The sequence below is a fragment of the Cupriavidus oxalaticus genome, assembly GCF_038900635.1.
In the GTDB taxonomy this organism is placed as follows: Bacteria; Pseudomonadota; Gammaproteobacteria; order Burkholderiales; family Burkholderiaceae; genus Cupriavidus; species Cupriavidus oxalaticus_B.
Window position 1 is genome coordinate 1 of sequence record NZ_JAYMRX010000028.1, and the last position, 12,742, is coordinate 12,742.

Here is a 12,742-nt window from a genome sequence, read left to right on the forward strand (position 1 = left end):
GGGAGCGGGCTTCTACCTCGACGCCACCGAGGCGCCCTGGAGCAGGCACTGGCGCATGGAGAGCTATGTCGCCGAAGAACTGTTCGACCTGGTCACCAGCGCGCTGCCGGGCGAAGCCTCCCGCGTGGGGATCTTCGGGCATTCGATGGGCGGCCACGGCGCGCTGGTGCTGGCGCAGCGTCATCCGGAGCGCTTCCGCTCGGTGTCGGCGTTCGCGCCGATCGCCGCGCCGACGCGCTGCCCGTGGGGCGAAAAGGCCTTCACCGGCTATCTCGGCAGCGACCGCGGTGTGTGGGCGCAGTATGACGCCACCGAGCTGATGGTGCGCCAGCAAGACGCGCCGTTCCCGGCCGGCATCCTGGTCGACCAGGGCCTGGACGACCAGTTCCTGCAGAGCCAGCTGCATCCGGATGCGTTCGAGGCCGCCTGCCAGGCCGTGGGCCAGCCATTGCTGCTGCGCCGGCACAGCGGCTACGACCACGGCTATTACTTCATCACGACCTTCATCGCCGACCATGTCCGGCACCACGCCGGGCAGCTTTAGCGCTTGAGCGCTCCGGCGCACCCGCGGCCCCGCACCGGCCCCCAATCAGGGGATGCCCGGTGCCGGGCCAGATCCCATAATTGCTGCTCGACCGGCCTCAGAGCCGGAACAAGATGGGGTCACATCATGCACCACGTCGTCTCACTCGGCGGGTATATCCTCGGCTGCCTGGCAGCGTTGCTGATCGCGGCAAGATGGTTGCTGCACAATGACCCGGTGCTGCGCGCCGACGAGCCGCACGAAGCGCCCCGGCGAAGCGACTAGCCACGCGCCGCCGCAGCCCCGACGCAGGCGGCGGCAACCTCACATTCGACGGACAACGCGACGGCGCGCCCTATCCGGGTGCGCGCTGGCCTTGCTCGACCGTATCATTACGGGTTGCGCGCCGGACCGGCGCATTCCCGTCACGCCCGCAGCCAGCCCCTTGCGATGTCCGTCCCGATTGCCCTGCTTACCATCACGACCGCGCTCAGTGCCATGATGCTGGCCATCGTGTGGTCGCTGCGCCGCTGCGGGCTGCCCGGCGTGGGCGAATGGTGCAATGCCAACCTGACCGCGACCGGAGCGCTGGTACTGTTTTCGTTGCGCGGCATGATCCCGGATCCGTTTTCGGTCGGCGTGGCCAACGCCACGCTGGCGTGGTCGCTGGCGCTGTTCTACGCCGGCTGCGTCCGCTTCTGCGGCGGCATGCCGCCGTGGCGGCGCCTGATCGCGGCGACGGCCGTGACGACTGCCGGTGTGCTCGCCTGGCGCTATGCCGTCGATGTCTTCACCACGCGCGTCGTGATTGTCTCGGTGTTCCACGCGGTGCTGTGCGCGCTGATCGGGCTGACCTTGCTGCGCCGCCGCCCGCGTGGCCAATCGGCACGTTTCTTTATCACGACCGCCTGCTTTGCGCTGTTCTTCGCCACCGGCCATGCGGTGCGCGGCACGCTGTCCGCGCTGCAGTGGCTGGGCAATCCCTACCTGCAGGAATCCATGTTCCTCAACACGGTGTTCCTGACCCTGGGCGCGCTGGTGATGCCCGCGATGACCATGGGTGCGGTGCTGATGATCCATGACGCCATCGTGCGCCGGCTCGAAGCGGTCGCCAATACCGATACGCTGACCGGCGTGCTGTCGCGCAAGGCATTCGAGGAAGGCGCCCTCCGCGAGCTGGCGCGCGCTGCCGGCGGCAAGCCGGCCCCCGCGCTGCTGATCATCGACATCGACCATTTCAAGTCGGTCAACGACACCTACGGGCACGCGGCCGGCGATGCCGTGCTGCAGGCGTTCGCGAAACTTGCGGCGGCGCAGCTGCGGCCCGGCGACCTGCTGGGCCGTCTCGGCGGCGAAGAGTTCATGGTGCTGCTGCCCGCGACCGGCGAGGCCGGCGCCAGCGCGGTGGCGGAGCGCATCCGCGCCAGCGTGCAGCGCCATGCGGTCGCGACGGTAGCGTCGGACGGGGCCACCCACACCGTGCGCTATACCGTCAGCGGCGGCACCGCCGGCTGGCATCCGGGCCTGACGCTGGCGCAGCTGAGCGCGCATGCCGATGCGGCGCTGTATCGCGCCAAGGTGGGCGGGCGCAATCGCATCGCGGCGCACAGCGGGCCAGCCCCGGCTACGCAGGCGCACGCGCTGGATGCCTGAGTCGCGTCAATCCTGTTCCGCCACGCGCCGGTAAGCGCCGGGCCGCGAGCCGGTCCAGCGCCGGAACGCCCGGTGGAAAGCGCCCGGCTCGGCAAACCCCAGTTCCGCCGCGATATCCGCAACCGGGCGGCCGGAGTGGCTGAGCGCCTCGATGGCAAGATCGCGCCGCAGCCCGTCCTTCAGGTCCTGGTAGCTCACGCCCTCGTCCATCAGCCGGCGCCGCAGCGATGAGGCCGACAGGTTCAGGCTGACCGCCAGCGCCTCGAAGGTCGGCCACAGCTCGGGCCGCTGATTGCGCAACAGTCGGCGCACGCGCGCGCCGACGCTGCTGCGGTCGGAATACTTCACCACCACGTTGTGCGGGGCATCGCGCAGGAAAGCCTTCAGGCTGCGCTCGTCCTGCCGCACCGGCTGGTCCAGCAGCGCGGCGTCGAACACCAGCGCCGTGGCCGGCTGGCCGAAGGCGAGCTGGCGCGAGTACATTACGCGGTATTCGGCGCTGTAAGGCGGCTCCGCGTAGTCGAACGCCGCGAGCCGTACCGGCACGCGCCGCCGCAACAGCCAGCTCATCAATCCATGCAGCATGATCAGCATGGTTTCCTTGGCAAACACGCCGGGCTGCCGCCCCAGCGCCGCGCTGGGCGCGGTCAGCACCAGCGCGGCCTCGTCCCCATGCCGGTCCAGGCGCACGCCGATATCGTCCAGCAGCAGCCGGAAATACCGGGTAATGCGCTCCAGGCCCTGCCCCAGCGTGCGGCTGCCGACGACCGCGTGGCACAGCATGGCAAAGCTGCCGCACTTCATGCTGCGCGAATCCTGGCCGAAGAACTCATCGTCCAGCGCGGCGGCGACCCCCAGCCACAGCTCGCTGTAGCTGGCCGCCGACACCCTGGCCTGCGGCACTTCCAGCAATTCGGGCGCGATGCCGGCGCTGCGCAGCACCGGCCCCGGGTCGATCCCGCGCGCCTGCAGCCCGGCGATGGCATGGTGGACAAAACAAAGCGCGACACTGCCTTTTTCCATGGTCCGGCGGGTGGCAAACGAGTTCAGGAAGATTGGCGGATTTTGGCATAGGAGCCCGCCCCCGGCGTTCCTACACTGCTCGCAGGCCAGGACGCCGAGCGCGCATTCTGCCTCAGATGCAGCGCCGCGCCAACGCGCTTTACAGAAGCCCCCCTGCGGAACACCACCACGCCAACCCGCCATGCACAGCGACTACACCGAACAGCAACAGATGATCCGCGACAGCGCGCGCGCCTTTGCCAGCGAGCGCCTGGCCGCCGGCGCCGCCCAGTGGGACCGCGACGGCCGCCTGCCCGAAGAGGTCGTCGCCGAAATGGGCGCGCTGGGCCTGCTCGGCATGATCGTGCCGGAGGACTGGGGCGGCACCTACACCGACTATGTCGCGTACGCGCTCGCCATCGAAGAAATCGCCGCGGGCTGCGCGGCCTGTGCCACGCTGATGAGCGTGCATAACTCGGTCGGCTGCGGCCCGATCCTGCACTACGGCACCGATGCGCAGAAGGAACGCTACCTGGCGCGGCTGGCCAGCGGCGAGCTGATCGGCGCCTTTTGCCTGACCGAGCCGCAGGCCGGCTCCGAAGCCCACAACCTGCGCACGCGCGCCCGCTTTACCGACAACGGCTGGGTGCTCAACGGCAGCAAGCAGTTCGTCACCAACGGCCAGCGCGCCGGCGTTGCGGTGGTCTTCGCCGCGACCGAGCCCGAGCGCGGCAAGAAAGGTATCTCCGCCTTCCTGGTGCCAACGGACACGCCGGGCTTTGTCGTCCACGCGCCGGAGAAGAAGCTCGGCATCCGCGCCTCGGACACCTGCGCCATCACGCTGGAAGACTGCACCGTGCCGCACGACGCGTTGCTGGGCGAGCCCGGCGAGGGGCTGCGCATCGCGCTGTCCAACCTCGAAGGCGGCCGCATCGGCATCGCGGCGCAGGCGATCGGCATTGCGCGTTCGGCGTTCGAGGCCGCATGCCGCTATGCATCCGAACGCATCCAGTTCGGCCGCCCGCTGCGCGAGCATCCGCCCATCGCCAACATGCTGGCCGACATGGCCACCGAGCTGAACGCCGCGCGCCTGCTGGTGCACCGCGCCGCGCGCATGCGCAGCGAGGGCCTGCCGTGCCTGTCCGAAGCCTCGCAGGCCAAGCTGTACGCGTCCGAACTGGCCGAGCGCGTCTGCTCCAAGGCGCTGCAGATCCACGGCGGCTATGGCTACCTGGAAGACTACCCGGTCGAGCGCCACTACCGCGACGCCCGCATCACCCAGATCTACGAAGGCACCAGCGAGATCCAGCGCATGCTGATCGCGCGCAGCCTGTAAGCCTGTCTTTGCTTCTCATACAACCACACCGTCCGGAGACAACCATGAGCGCAGTGCCCAAGACCGACAACGCCGTGCCGACCGTACCGCTGCTGATCAATGGCGAATGGGTGGAATCGTCCGCCACCGAGTTCCGCCAGGTGGTCAACCCCGCCACCCAGGAAGTGCTGGCGCGCGTGCCGCTGGCCACGGCCAGCGAAGTCGCCGCCGCCGTCGGCGCCGCGCACCGCGCCTTTGCCACGTGGCGCCACACGCCCATCGGCGCACGGCTGCGCGTCATGCTGCGCTACCAGGCGCTGATCCGCGAGCACAGCAAGCGCATCGCCGCCATCCTGACCGCCGAGCAGGGCAAGACCCTGGCCGACGCCGAGGGCGATATCTTCCGCGGCCTGGAAGTGGTCGAGCATGCCTGCTCGATCGGCACGCTGCAGCAAGGGGGCTTTGCCGAGAACGTGGCCTCGACCGTCGACACGTACACGCTGCAGCAACCGATCGGAGTCTGCGCCGGCATCACGCCGTTCAACTTCCCCGCGATGATTCCGCTGTGGATGTTCCCGATGGCGATCGTGTGCGGCAACACCTTCGTGCTCAAGCCGTCGGAGCAGGATCCGCTGTCGACCATGGAACTGGTCAAGCTGGCGCTGGAAGCCGGCGTGCCGCCGGGCGTGCTGAATGTGGTGCACGGCGCCAAGGACGTTGTCGATGCGTTGTGCACGCATCCGGACATCAAGGCGGTGTCGTTCGTGGGCTCGACCGCCGTGGGCACCCACGTCTACAACCTCGCCGGCGCGCACGGCAAGCGCGTGCAGTCGATGATGGGCGCCAAGAACCACGCCGTGGTGCTGCCGGACGCGCACAAGGAGCAGACGCTGAACGCGCTGGCCGGTGCGGGCTTCGGTGCGGCGGGCCAGCGTTGCATGGCTACCTCAGTGGTGGTGCTGGTAGGCGCGGCTCGTGACTGGGTGCCCGAACTGGTGGCAAAGGCTAAGACATTGAAGGTCGGCGCGGGCGTTGAAGCCGGCACCGATGTCGGGCCGGTGGTCTCGGTGGCCGCAAAGGAACGCATCCTCGGCCTGATCGCCGCCGGCGAGCGCGAAGGCGCGAAGCTGGTGCTCGACGGCCGCAACGTGCAGGTGCCGGGCTATCCGGAAGGCAACTTCATCGGACCGACCATCTTCACCGAGGTCGGCACGGAGATGTCGATCTACACCGAGGAAATCTTCGGGCCGGTGCTGGTGGTGATCGGAGTCGAGACGCTGGACGACGCCATCGCGCTGGTCAACCGCAACCCCTTCGGCAACGGCACCGGCGTGTTCACGCAGAGCGGCGCCGCCGCGCGCAAGTTCCAGAGCGAAATCGACGTCGGCCAGGTCGGCATCAATATCCCGATCCCGGTGCCGGTGCCCTACTTCAGCTTCACCGGTTCGCGCGGCTCCAAGCTGGGCGATCTCGGGCCGTACGGCAAGCAGGTGGTGCAGTTCTATACGCAGACCAAGACGGTGACGGCGCGGTGGTTTGACGACGCGACGGTGAATGACGGGGTGAATACGACGATCAGTCTGAAGTGAGGCGTGGCACGACGGCCAACGGTTTGCTCCCCTCTCCCGCTTGCGGGAGAGGGGTTGGGGGAGAGGGCCAGCGCTTGCAGGACCGATTTCCCGAGCAAACCAATCGCGCACGACGCTTGCCGGATTAAGCCAATGCAGTAGCCACTGACACTCCCGCCCTCACCCCCGCCCCTCTCCCGCAAGCGGGAGAGGGGAGAAAACAAGCGGGATTTGGGACTTATCACGAAGGAGACACCCCATGCATATCGCCTTCATCGGCCTCGGCAACATGGGCGCGCCCATGGCGCGCAACCTGCTCAAGGCCGGCCATACCCTGACCGTGTTCGACCTCAATGCCGCCACCGTCGCCGCGCTGTGCGCCGAAGGCGCCGCCAGCGCCGATACTGCGCGCAAGGCCGTGGCGGAAGCTGATTTCGTCATCACCATGCTGCCCGCCGCCGCGCACGTGCGCAGCGCCTACCTTGGCGAAGACGGCGTGCTCGCCGGCGTGCGCCCCGGCGTGCCGCTGGTCGATTCCAGCACCATCGATCCGGCCACCGTGCGCGAGCTCGCCGCCGCCGCGCGGGCCCAGGGCAATGCGCTGGCCGACGCCCCGGTTTCCGGCGGCACTGTCGGCGCTCAGGCCGGCACGCTGACCTTCATGGTCGGCGCCACCGAAGCGCTGTTCGAGCAAGTGCGCCCGGTGCTGGCCGGCATGGGCCGCAACCTGGTCCATTGCGGCGGCACCGGCACCGGCCAGGTTGCCAAGATCTGCAACAACCTGATTCTCGGCATCTCGATGATCGGCGTGTCGGAGGCCATGGCGCTGGGCGTGAAGCTGGGCATCGACGCCAACGTGCTGGCCGGCATCGTCAATACCTCGACCGGCCGCTGCTGGGCCTCCGATACCTGCAACCCTTGGCCCGGCGTGATCGAAACCGCTCCGGCCGGCCGCGGCTACAGCGGCGGCTTCGGCGCTGACCTGATGCTCAAGGACCTGGGCCTGGCCGCCGATGCCGCGCGCAGCGTGAAGCAGCCGCTCTTCCTGGGCGCGCTGGCGCAGCAGGTCTACCAGGCCATGAGCCACGCCGGCGAAGGCCAGCTCGATTTCTCCGGCGTGATCCGCCAGTACCTGTCCGCCACCGACAAGGAGCGCCAGCCATGATCGAATTTGCCCTCGATGGCCACGTCGCCACGCTGACGCTGAGCCGCCCGCCCGCCAACGCGTTTACCGCCGACGGCCTGCAGCAATTGCGCGACCTGGTGGCAAAGATCGATGCCAACCCCGAGATCCGCGCCGTTGTCGTGACCGGCGCCGGAGAGAAGTTCTTCAGCGCGGGCGCCGACCTGAACGGCTTCGCCGACGGCGACCGTGCCCATGCGCGCACGATGGCGCAGCAATTCGGCAGCGCCTTCGAAGCCCTGCAGAACGCGCGCCCGGTGGTGATTGCCGCCATCAACGGCTATGCCATGGGTGGCGGCCTGGAATGCGCGCTCGCCTGCGATATCCGCATCGCCGAAGAACACGCGCAGATGGCGCTGCCTGAAGCCGCCGTCGGCCTGCTGCCGTGCGGCTGCGGCACGCAGACACTGCCGTGGCTGGTCGGCGAAGGCTGGGCCAAGCGCATGATCCTGACCAACGAGCGCGTCGACGCGGCCACCGCGCTGCGCATCGGACTGGTCGAACAAGTGGTGCCGCGCGGACAGGCGCTGTCCACCGCGCTGGAAATGGCGCAGCGCGCCGGCAAGGTCAGCCCGCGCGCCGCCGCCTACAGCAAGCAGCTGGTGCACCTGGCGCGCCAGGGCGTGCCGCGCCAGGCAGCGCTGGCGCTGGAGCGCGAGCGCTTTGTCGACCTGTTCGACGGCGCCGACCAGCGCGAAGGCGTCAACGCCTTCCTCGAGAAACGCGCGCCGCAATGGCGCAACGCCTAGGAGCAACGCCATGCGCCTGACCGAATCGGCGATCTCGCCGCGCAATGCCGGCACGCAGGATGCCGCCGAGCCCGAGGCCCTGTTCGACGTCGTCAACGGCGTCGGCATTGCCACGCTGAACCGGCCGCGCCAGCTCAATGCACTGTCGTACCCGATGATCGTCGCGCTGGGCGCGCAGCTCGAAGCCTGGGCGCAGGACGACGCCATCCGCGCCGTGGTGCTGCACGGTGCCGGTCCCAAGGCCTTCTGCGCCGGCGGCGATATCCGCGCCTTGTACGACAGCTACCGCGACGGCACGCCGCTGCACCGCCGCTTCTTTATCGACGAATACACGCTGGACTACCGCCTGCACCGCTATCCCAAGCCGCTGGTGGCGTTGATGGATGGCGTCGTCATGGGCGGCGGCATGGGCCTCGCGCAGGCCGCGCACCTGCGCATCGTCACCGAGCGCTCGCGCGTGGCCATGCCGGAGACCGGAATCGGGCTGGTGCCGGATGTCGGTGCCAGCCATTTCCTGTCGAAGCTGCCGGTGCAGCTCGCGCTGTATCTCGGCCTGACCGGCGTCACCATCGGCGCCGCCGACGCGCTGCTGTGCGGCCTGGCCGATGCCGCCGTCGACAGCGGCACGCTGGCCGGGCTGGAGCAGACACTGGCCGGTATCGCGTGGGGTAGTGACGTGCTCACCGACCTGCGCCAGGCGCTGGTGCCCGAACCCGTGACAGGCGCCGCCGACGCACCGCTGCTAGAGGTGCTGCCCGCGCTGCTGCGCCATTTCCCCGCGCACGCCACGCTGCCGGAAATCCTGGCCGGCCTGGCGTGCCAGGACGACCCGCGCTACACCGCGTGGGCCACGCGCACCATCGACGTGCTGCGTACGCGCTCGCCACTGTCGGCTTGTGCGACACGTGAACTGCTGCTGCGCGGCCGGCGCATGGACCTCGCCGACTGCTTCCGCATGGAGCTGGCGGTGGTGGTCAACACCTTCTCGCAAGGGGATTTCATCGAAGGCGTGCGCGCGCTGATCGTCGACAAGGACAACGTGCCGCGCTGGCGCACCTCCAGCTATGAGGCTGTGGCGCCGGAAGATGTGCAGGCACAGTTCCAGCCGTGGTGGGCGCCTGGCGAACAGCCATTGCCGCTGGTCCTTCCGGCCTGAACGCATCAAGCCAGGACCTGCGCCCCATCCGGGGCGCAGGTCACCTCGCCATCAGGCTTTTATCAGCCCATCCGCGCGGAACATCGCCTTGATGCCCCGCACCGCCTGCCGGATGCGCGACTCGTTCTCGATCAGCGCAAAGCGCACGTACTCGTCGCCGTAGTCGCCAAAGCCGATGCCCGGCGACACGGATACCCTGGCCTTTGCCAGCAACTGCTTGGCGAACTCCAGCGAGCCCAGCGCGCGGTATGGCTCCGGAATTCGCGCCCAGATATACATCGACGCCTTCGGGATCTCGACCGGCCAGCCTGCCTCGATCAGCCCCTTGGCCAGCACGTCGCGGCGCGACTGGTATTGCTCGGCAATCTCGCGCACGCATTGCTGGTCGCCTTCCAGCGCGGCGATGGCCGCGATCTGCACCGGCGTGAAGGTGCCGTAGTCGTGATAGCTCTTGATGCGCGTCAGCGCCGCCACCAGGTCCGGGTTGCCGACCATGAAACCGATGCGCCAGCCCGCCATGTTGTAGCTCTTGGACAGCGTGAAAAACTCCACCGCGATGTCCTTGGCGCCCGGCACCTGCATGATCGAGGGCGCCTGATAGCCGTCGAAGACGATGTCCGCATACGCCAGGTCATGCACGACGAAGATATCGTGCTTGCGCGCCAGCGCAATCACACGCTCGAAGAAATCCAGCTCCACGCATTGCGCGGTCGGGTTCGACGGAAAGCCCAGCACGATCATCTTCGGCTTGGGATAGCTGCCCCGGATCGCACGCTCCAGCTCGGCAAAGAAATCGATGCCCGGCACCAGCGGCACCGAACGGATATCGGCCCCGGCAATCACCGCGCCGTAGATATGGATCGGATAGCTGGGATCGGGCACCAGCACCGTGTCGCCGCGATCCAGCGTGGCCAGCATCAGATGCGCCAGGCCTTCCTTCGAGCCGATGGTGACGATGGCCTCGGTATCCGGGTCGATCTCGACGTCATAGCGCTCGCGGTACCAGTGCGAGATCGCGCGCCGCAGCCGCGGGATGCCCTTGGACGTGGAATAGCCGTGCGTGTCGGGCCGCTGCGCTGCCTCGGTGAGCTTGGCCACGATATGCGCCGGCGTGGCGCCATCCGGGTTGCCCATGCTCATGTCGATGATGTCCTCGCCACGGCGGCGGGCGGCCATCTTCAGCTCGGCGGTGATATTGAAAACGTACGGGGGAAGGCGATCGATGCGCGCGAAGCGGCGCTTGCCGGAGGAAGCGGCAGTCATGTGGAGTCCTTTACGTAAGCGCCCGGAACCGTCCGAGCGACGTCGGCAACTGCTGTCTCAGCTGCCGGGGACCCATGTTAGCGGGGATGCGGCCGTTGCACAACCGGCATGTGCAGATGCCTAGAGCCTGCCCCCCGGCAGACCTGTCGGCCGGTTCGCGGGCAGATGGCGCACGATGCAGTCGAGCGCGGCAGAATCGGAGCGCCCACCCAGCGCCGCGCTGACCGAATCGCGGTACTGTTGCGCAGAGATGCGCTGGTAGTACAGGCGCGAAGTCTGGTCCAGCCAGTAGACGTAGTCGTCGTCGCTGCGGCTGCCGCTGGTGCGCAGCCACTCGCTGATATTGTTCGTCCCGACCATCATGTTCGGGCACGCGGTCCGCAGCGAATCGAGATAGGCATTGAAGTCGGTGGCCTGGCGGCTGCGCACGGCGTCCGGCGCGCAGGCGGCCAGCATGGCAACGGATGCCGCGGCAGCGGCGATGATGCGCAACGGCTTGGATGCAGGCAGCACGTCAGTCCTCCCGGCGGTAAAGTTGCCTGCCATCTTATGGCAACGCCGCGCCCGCGTACACCGTGCCGCCGCCGTGGCTCAGTCGTCCAGCGTCTCGTGTACCGCCGCGTCGCCGCGCTTCCAGTAGGCCGATGCGCGGATGCGCTTCTTGTCGATGCCGCGCTCGCCGACCAGGTACTGGCGCACCGCCTTCATCGCGGCCGCTTCCCCCGCCGCCCAGACATAGCCCTCGCCCTGCGGCAACGTGACCTGGCGCAGCGCCGCTTCCAGCAGGCTGCCCTCCAGCGCCTCGCCGCGATGCAGCCAGTGCACCTCGACATCAGCCCGGCTCGGCAGCGAGATCTGCGCGGCCGCATCGCCCACTTCCATGACGACAATGGCGCGCGACTCCGCGCCCAGCTCTTCCAGCCGGCGGCCCACTGCGGGCAGCGCCGTATCGTCGCCGATCAGCAGATGCCAGTCGAAGCCCGTCGGCACCACGAACGAGCCGCGCGGCCCGCCCACGCCCAGGTACTGGCCCGGCCGCGCCTGTGCCGCCCAGGTCGACGCAGGGCCATCGCCGTGCAGCACGAACTCGATATCCAGCTCCTGCGCGGCAGCGTCGTAGCGGCGCGGCGTGTAGTCACGCGCGGCCGGTCGAGGCTGGCCTTCGGGGAAGCTGATGCCGTCCGGGCCCACCTGCGGCAGCACCGGCTTGTCGGCACCGTCCACGGGGAAAAACACCTTGACATGGTCATCGAACGACGCCGAGACAAAGTCTTCCAGCTCGGCGCCGCCCAGCGTGACGCGCAGCAATTGCGGCGTGACCTGCGTGATGCGCACCACTTGCAACAGGCGCATCCTGAGTGGATGGCGTACGCGCTGCACGGATAGATCGCGATTGGATTCAGGAGCGTTTGCAGTCATAGAGGAATTCCTTGGTTGCGGACCCGACACTGGCCGGGTCCGGGTGCCGATGACGGATGCCAGCGTCAGCGCCACCGGGGTATCAGGCCCTGGGCCCGGCTTCGATTTCGGCCACTGCGCGCATCAGGATCGCGGCAATGCGGCGCTGCTCGTCGGCGCCGGCTTCGCTGCGTATCACCATCGCGCGTTTGATGGCGGCACGCGCCTGCATCAGTTCAGGCACCCAGCCGCCCTGCTCCGGTTCCGGCTGCGGCTCGCCGCTCATGGCCCGGCGCATCCATTCCATCTTGCGCGCGACATGACGCAGCTTGGCCAACATCACATCGACACGCTCGCGGTTCGCAGCGAGATGCGCCTTGCCGGTTTCAGACAGCTGGTAGCGCTTCTTGTTGCCTTCGGTGTCGACGGTGGCGTAGCCGACTTCCTCCAGATAGGTCAGCGCGGGATAAACCACGCCGGGGCTCGGCTTGTAGAAGCCGTTGGTCCGCGTCTCCAGCGCCTTGATCAGCTCGTAGCCGTGGCTGGGCTTTTCGTCGAGCAGGCTCAGCAGCAGCAGTTGCAGGTCGTCGGCGCTGAACTTGCGGCCGCGGCGCCAGCCTTCGTTGTCGAACCCGCCCGGGCCATCGCCGCCGAAGCCGTCGTCGTCGCGGCCTCCCCAGAAGCCGGCGCCACCGCGCCCCATGGCGTGACGCATGAGGTGCGGAGCGAGGCGCATGAAAGCGTCCCGAACCTTGCCGTGAGTGGCGTGGGGGTGGCTTGGATGGTGATGATGGTGGCGCATAAGCCCTCCGATGTATCGTCAGATAGATCGTAAGATATATATCGTACGATCTAAAGTCAACCCCGGATACGGCCACGTCCGCGCGCCGGTTGCGTGCCTTACCGCACGAAGCCAGGTTGTTTATCCCTGC

General features: G+C 68.2%; 13 protein-coding genes. 8 read left to right on the forward strand and 5 right to left on the reverse strand.

From position 1 onward, the window contains the following. From VSR71_RS29915 to VSR71_RS29925, 3 genes are all read left to right on the forward strand, one after another. The coding region (locus VSR71_RS29915; protein WP_342917183.1) for an alpha/beta hydrolase-fold protein at positions 1-544 on the forward strand (544 nt) is incomplete at its 5' end. Positions 545-670: 126 nt separating this feature from the next. Then, positions 671-808, forward strand: coding sequence for a hypothetical protein (locus VSR71_RS29920; RefSeq protein ID WP_342917184.1), 138 nt, complete (start codon positions 671-673; stop codon positions 806-808). Between the two features lie 165 nt (positions 809-973). Further along, complete coding sequence (locus VSR71_RS29925; protein WP_342917185.1) at positions 974-2,176, forward strand: GGDEF domain-containing protein; 1,203 nt, start codon at positions 974-976, stop codon at positions 2,174-2,176. A 6-nt stretch (positions 2,177-2,182) separates the two neighbouring features. On the opposite strand, the gene VSR71_RS29930 is transcribed toward VSR71_RS29925, so the two are convergent. Then, positions 2,183-3,199 (reverse strand): AraC family transcriptional regulator, encoded by a 1,017-nt coding sequence (locus VSR71_RS29930; RefSeq protein WP_342917186.1) that lies wholly within the window; start codon positions 3,197-3,199, stop codon positions 2,183-2,185. 181 nt (positions 3,200-3,380) lie between these two features. On the opposite strand from VSR71_RS29930, the gene VSR71_RS29935 reads away from it, so the two are divergent. The 5 genes from VSR71_RS29935 (at position 3,381) to VSR71_RS29955 (ending at position 9,149) form a co-directional block, all read left to right on the forward strand. Then, positions 3,381-4,514 (forward strand): acyl-CoA dehydrogenase family protein, encoded by a 1,134-nt coding sequence (locus tag VSR71_RS29935; RefSeq protein WP_342917187.1) that lies wholly within the window; start codon positions 3,381-3,383, stop codon positions 4,512-4,514. A 44-nt stretch (positions 4,515-4,558) separates the two neighbouring features. After that, positions 4,559-6,082, forward strand: a complete 1,524-nt coding sequence (locus VSR71_RS29940) for a CoA-acylating methylmalonate-semialdehyde dehydrogenase (protein ID WP_342917188.1) — start codon at positions 4,559-4,561, stop codon at positions 6,080-6,082. A 238-nt stretch (positions 6,083-6,320) separates the two neighbouring features. After that, complete coding sequence (mmsB, locus tag VSR71_RS29945; protein WP_342917189.1) at positions 6,321-7,226, forward strand: 3-hydroxyisobutyrate dehydrogenase; 906 nt, start codon at positions 6,321-6,323, stop codon at positions 7,224-7,226. Next, positions 7,223-7,993, forward strand: coding sequence for an enoyl-CoA hydratase (locus tag VSR71_RS29950; protein WP_342917190.1), 771 nt, complete (start codon positions 7,223-7,225; stop codon positions 7,991-7,993). The genes mmsB and VSR71_RS29950 overlap by 4 nt, the downstream gene beginning before the upstream one ends. Positions 7,994-8,003: 10 nt before the next feature. Beyond that, positions 8,004-9,149 (forward strand): enoyl-CoA hydratase/isomerase family protein, encoded by a 1,146-nt coding sequence (locus VSR71_RS29955; protein WP_342917191.1) that lies wholly within the window; start codon positions 8,004-8,006, stop codon positions 9,147-9,149. A 51-nt stretch (positions 9,150-9,200) separates the two neighbouring features. On the opposite strand, the gene alaC is transcribed toward VSR71_RS29955, so the two are convergent. The 4 genes from alaC to VSR71_RS29975 all read right to left on the reverse strand — a co-directional run bounded on the left by alaC (position 9,201) and on the right by VSR71_RS29975 (position 12,612). Beyond that, positions 9,201-10,412, reverse strand: coding sequence for an alanine transaminase (gene alaC / locus VSR71_RS29960; protein WP_342917192.1), 1,212 nt, complete (start codon positions 10,410-10,412; stop codon positions 9,201-9,203). 120 nt (positions 10,413-10,532) lie between these two features. After that, a complete protein-coding gene (locus tag VSR71_RS29965; RefSeq protein ID WP_342917193.1) occupies positions 10,533-10,925 on the reverse strand; it encodes a hypothetical protein in 393 nt (130 codons plus the stop codon). Positions 10,926-11,003: 78 nt separating this feature from the next. After that, the gene (locus VSR71_RS29970) at positions 11,004-11,831 is read right to left on the reverse strand and encodes a siderophore-interacting protein (protein WP_342917194.1); all 828 of its coding nucleotides are present in this window, start codon (positions 11,829-11,831) and stop codon (positions 11,004-11,006) included. Positions 11,832-11,913: 82 nt separating this feature from the next. Continuing rightward, the gene (locus VSR71_RS29975) at positions 11,914-12,612 is read right to left on the reverse strand and encodes a PadR family transcriptional regulator (RefSeq protein WP_428979475.1); all 699 of its coding nucleotides are present in this window, start codon (positions 12,610-12,612) and stop codon (positions 11,914-11,916) included. Positions 12,613-12,742 lie beyond the last annotated feature (130 nt).

Excerpts from the sequence above, each read along its gene's own strand:
- VSR71_RS29925 (WP_342917185.1), top strand. The coding sequence starts at position 974 with ATGTCCGTCCCGATTGCCCTGCTTACCATCACGACCGCGCTCAGTGCC.
- VSR71_RS29955 (WP_342917191.1), top strand. The coding sequence starts at position 8,004 with ATGCGCCTGACCGAATCGGCGATCTCGCCGCGCAATGCCGGCACGCAG.
- VSR71_RS29975 (WP_428979475.1), bottom strand. The coding sequence starts at position 12,612 with ATGCGCCACCATCATCACCATCCAAGCCACCCCCACGCCACTCACGGC.
- alaC (WP_342917192.1), bottom strand. The coding sequence starts at position 10,412 with ATGACTGCCGCTTCCTCCGGCAAGCGCCGCTTCGCGCGCATCGATCGC.
- VSR71_RS29940 (WP_342917188.1), top strand. The coding sequence starts at position 4,559 with ATGAGCGCAGTGCCCAAGACCGACAACGCCGTGCCGACCGTACCGCTG.
- VSR71_RS29935 (WP_342917187.1), top strand. The coding sequence starts at position 3,381 with ATGCACAGCGACTACACCGAACAGCAACAGATGATCCGCGACAGCGCG.
- VSR71_RS29920 (WP_342917184.1), top strand. The coding sequence starts at position 671 with ATGCACCACGTCGTCTCACTCGGCGGGTATATCCTCGGCTGCCTGGCA.
- mmsB (WP_342917189.1), top strand. The coding sequence starts at position 6,321 with ATGCATATCGCCTTCATCGGCCTCGGCAACATGGGCGCGCCCATGGCG.
- VSR71_RS29970 (WP_342917194.1), bottom strand. The coding sequence starts at position 11,831 with ATGACTGCAAACGCTCCTGAATCCAATCGCGATCTATCCGTGCAGCGC.
- VSR71_RS29950 (WP_342917190.1), top strand. The coding sequence starts at position 7,223 with ATGATCGAATTTGCCCTCGATGGCCACGTCGCCACGCTGACGCTGAGC.
- VSR71_RS29930 (WP_342917186.1), bottom strand. The coding sequence starts at position 3,199 with ATGGAAAAAGGCAGTGTCGCGCTTTGTTTTGTCCACCATGCCATCGCC.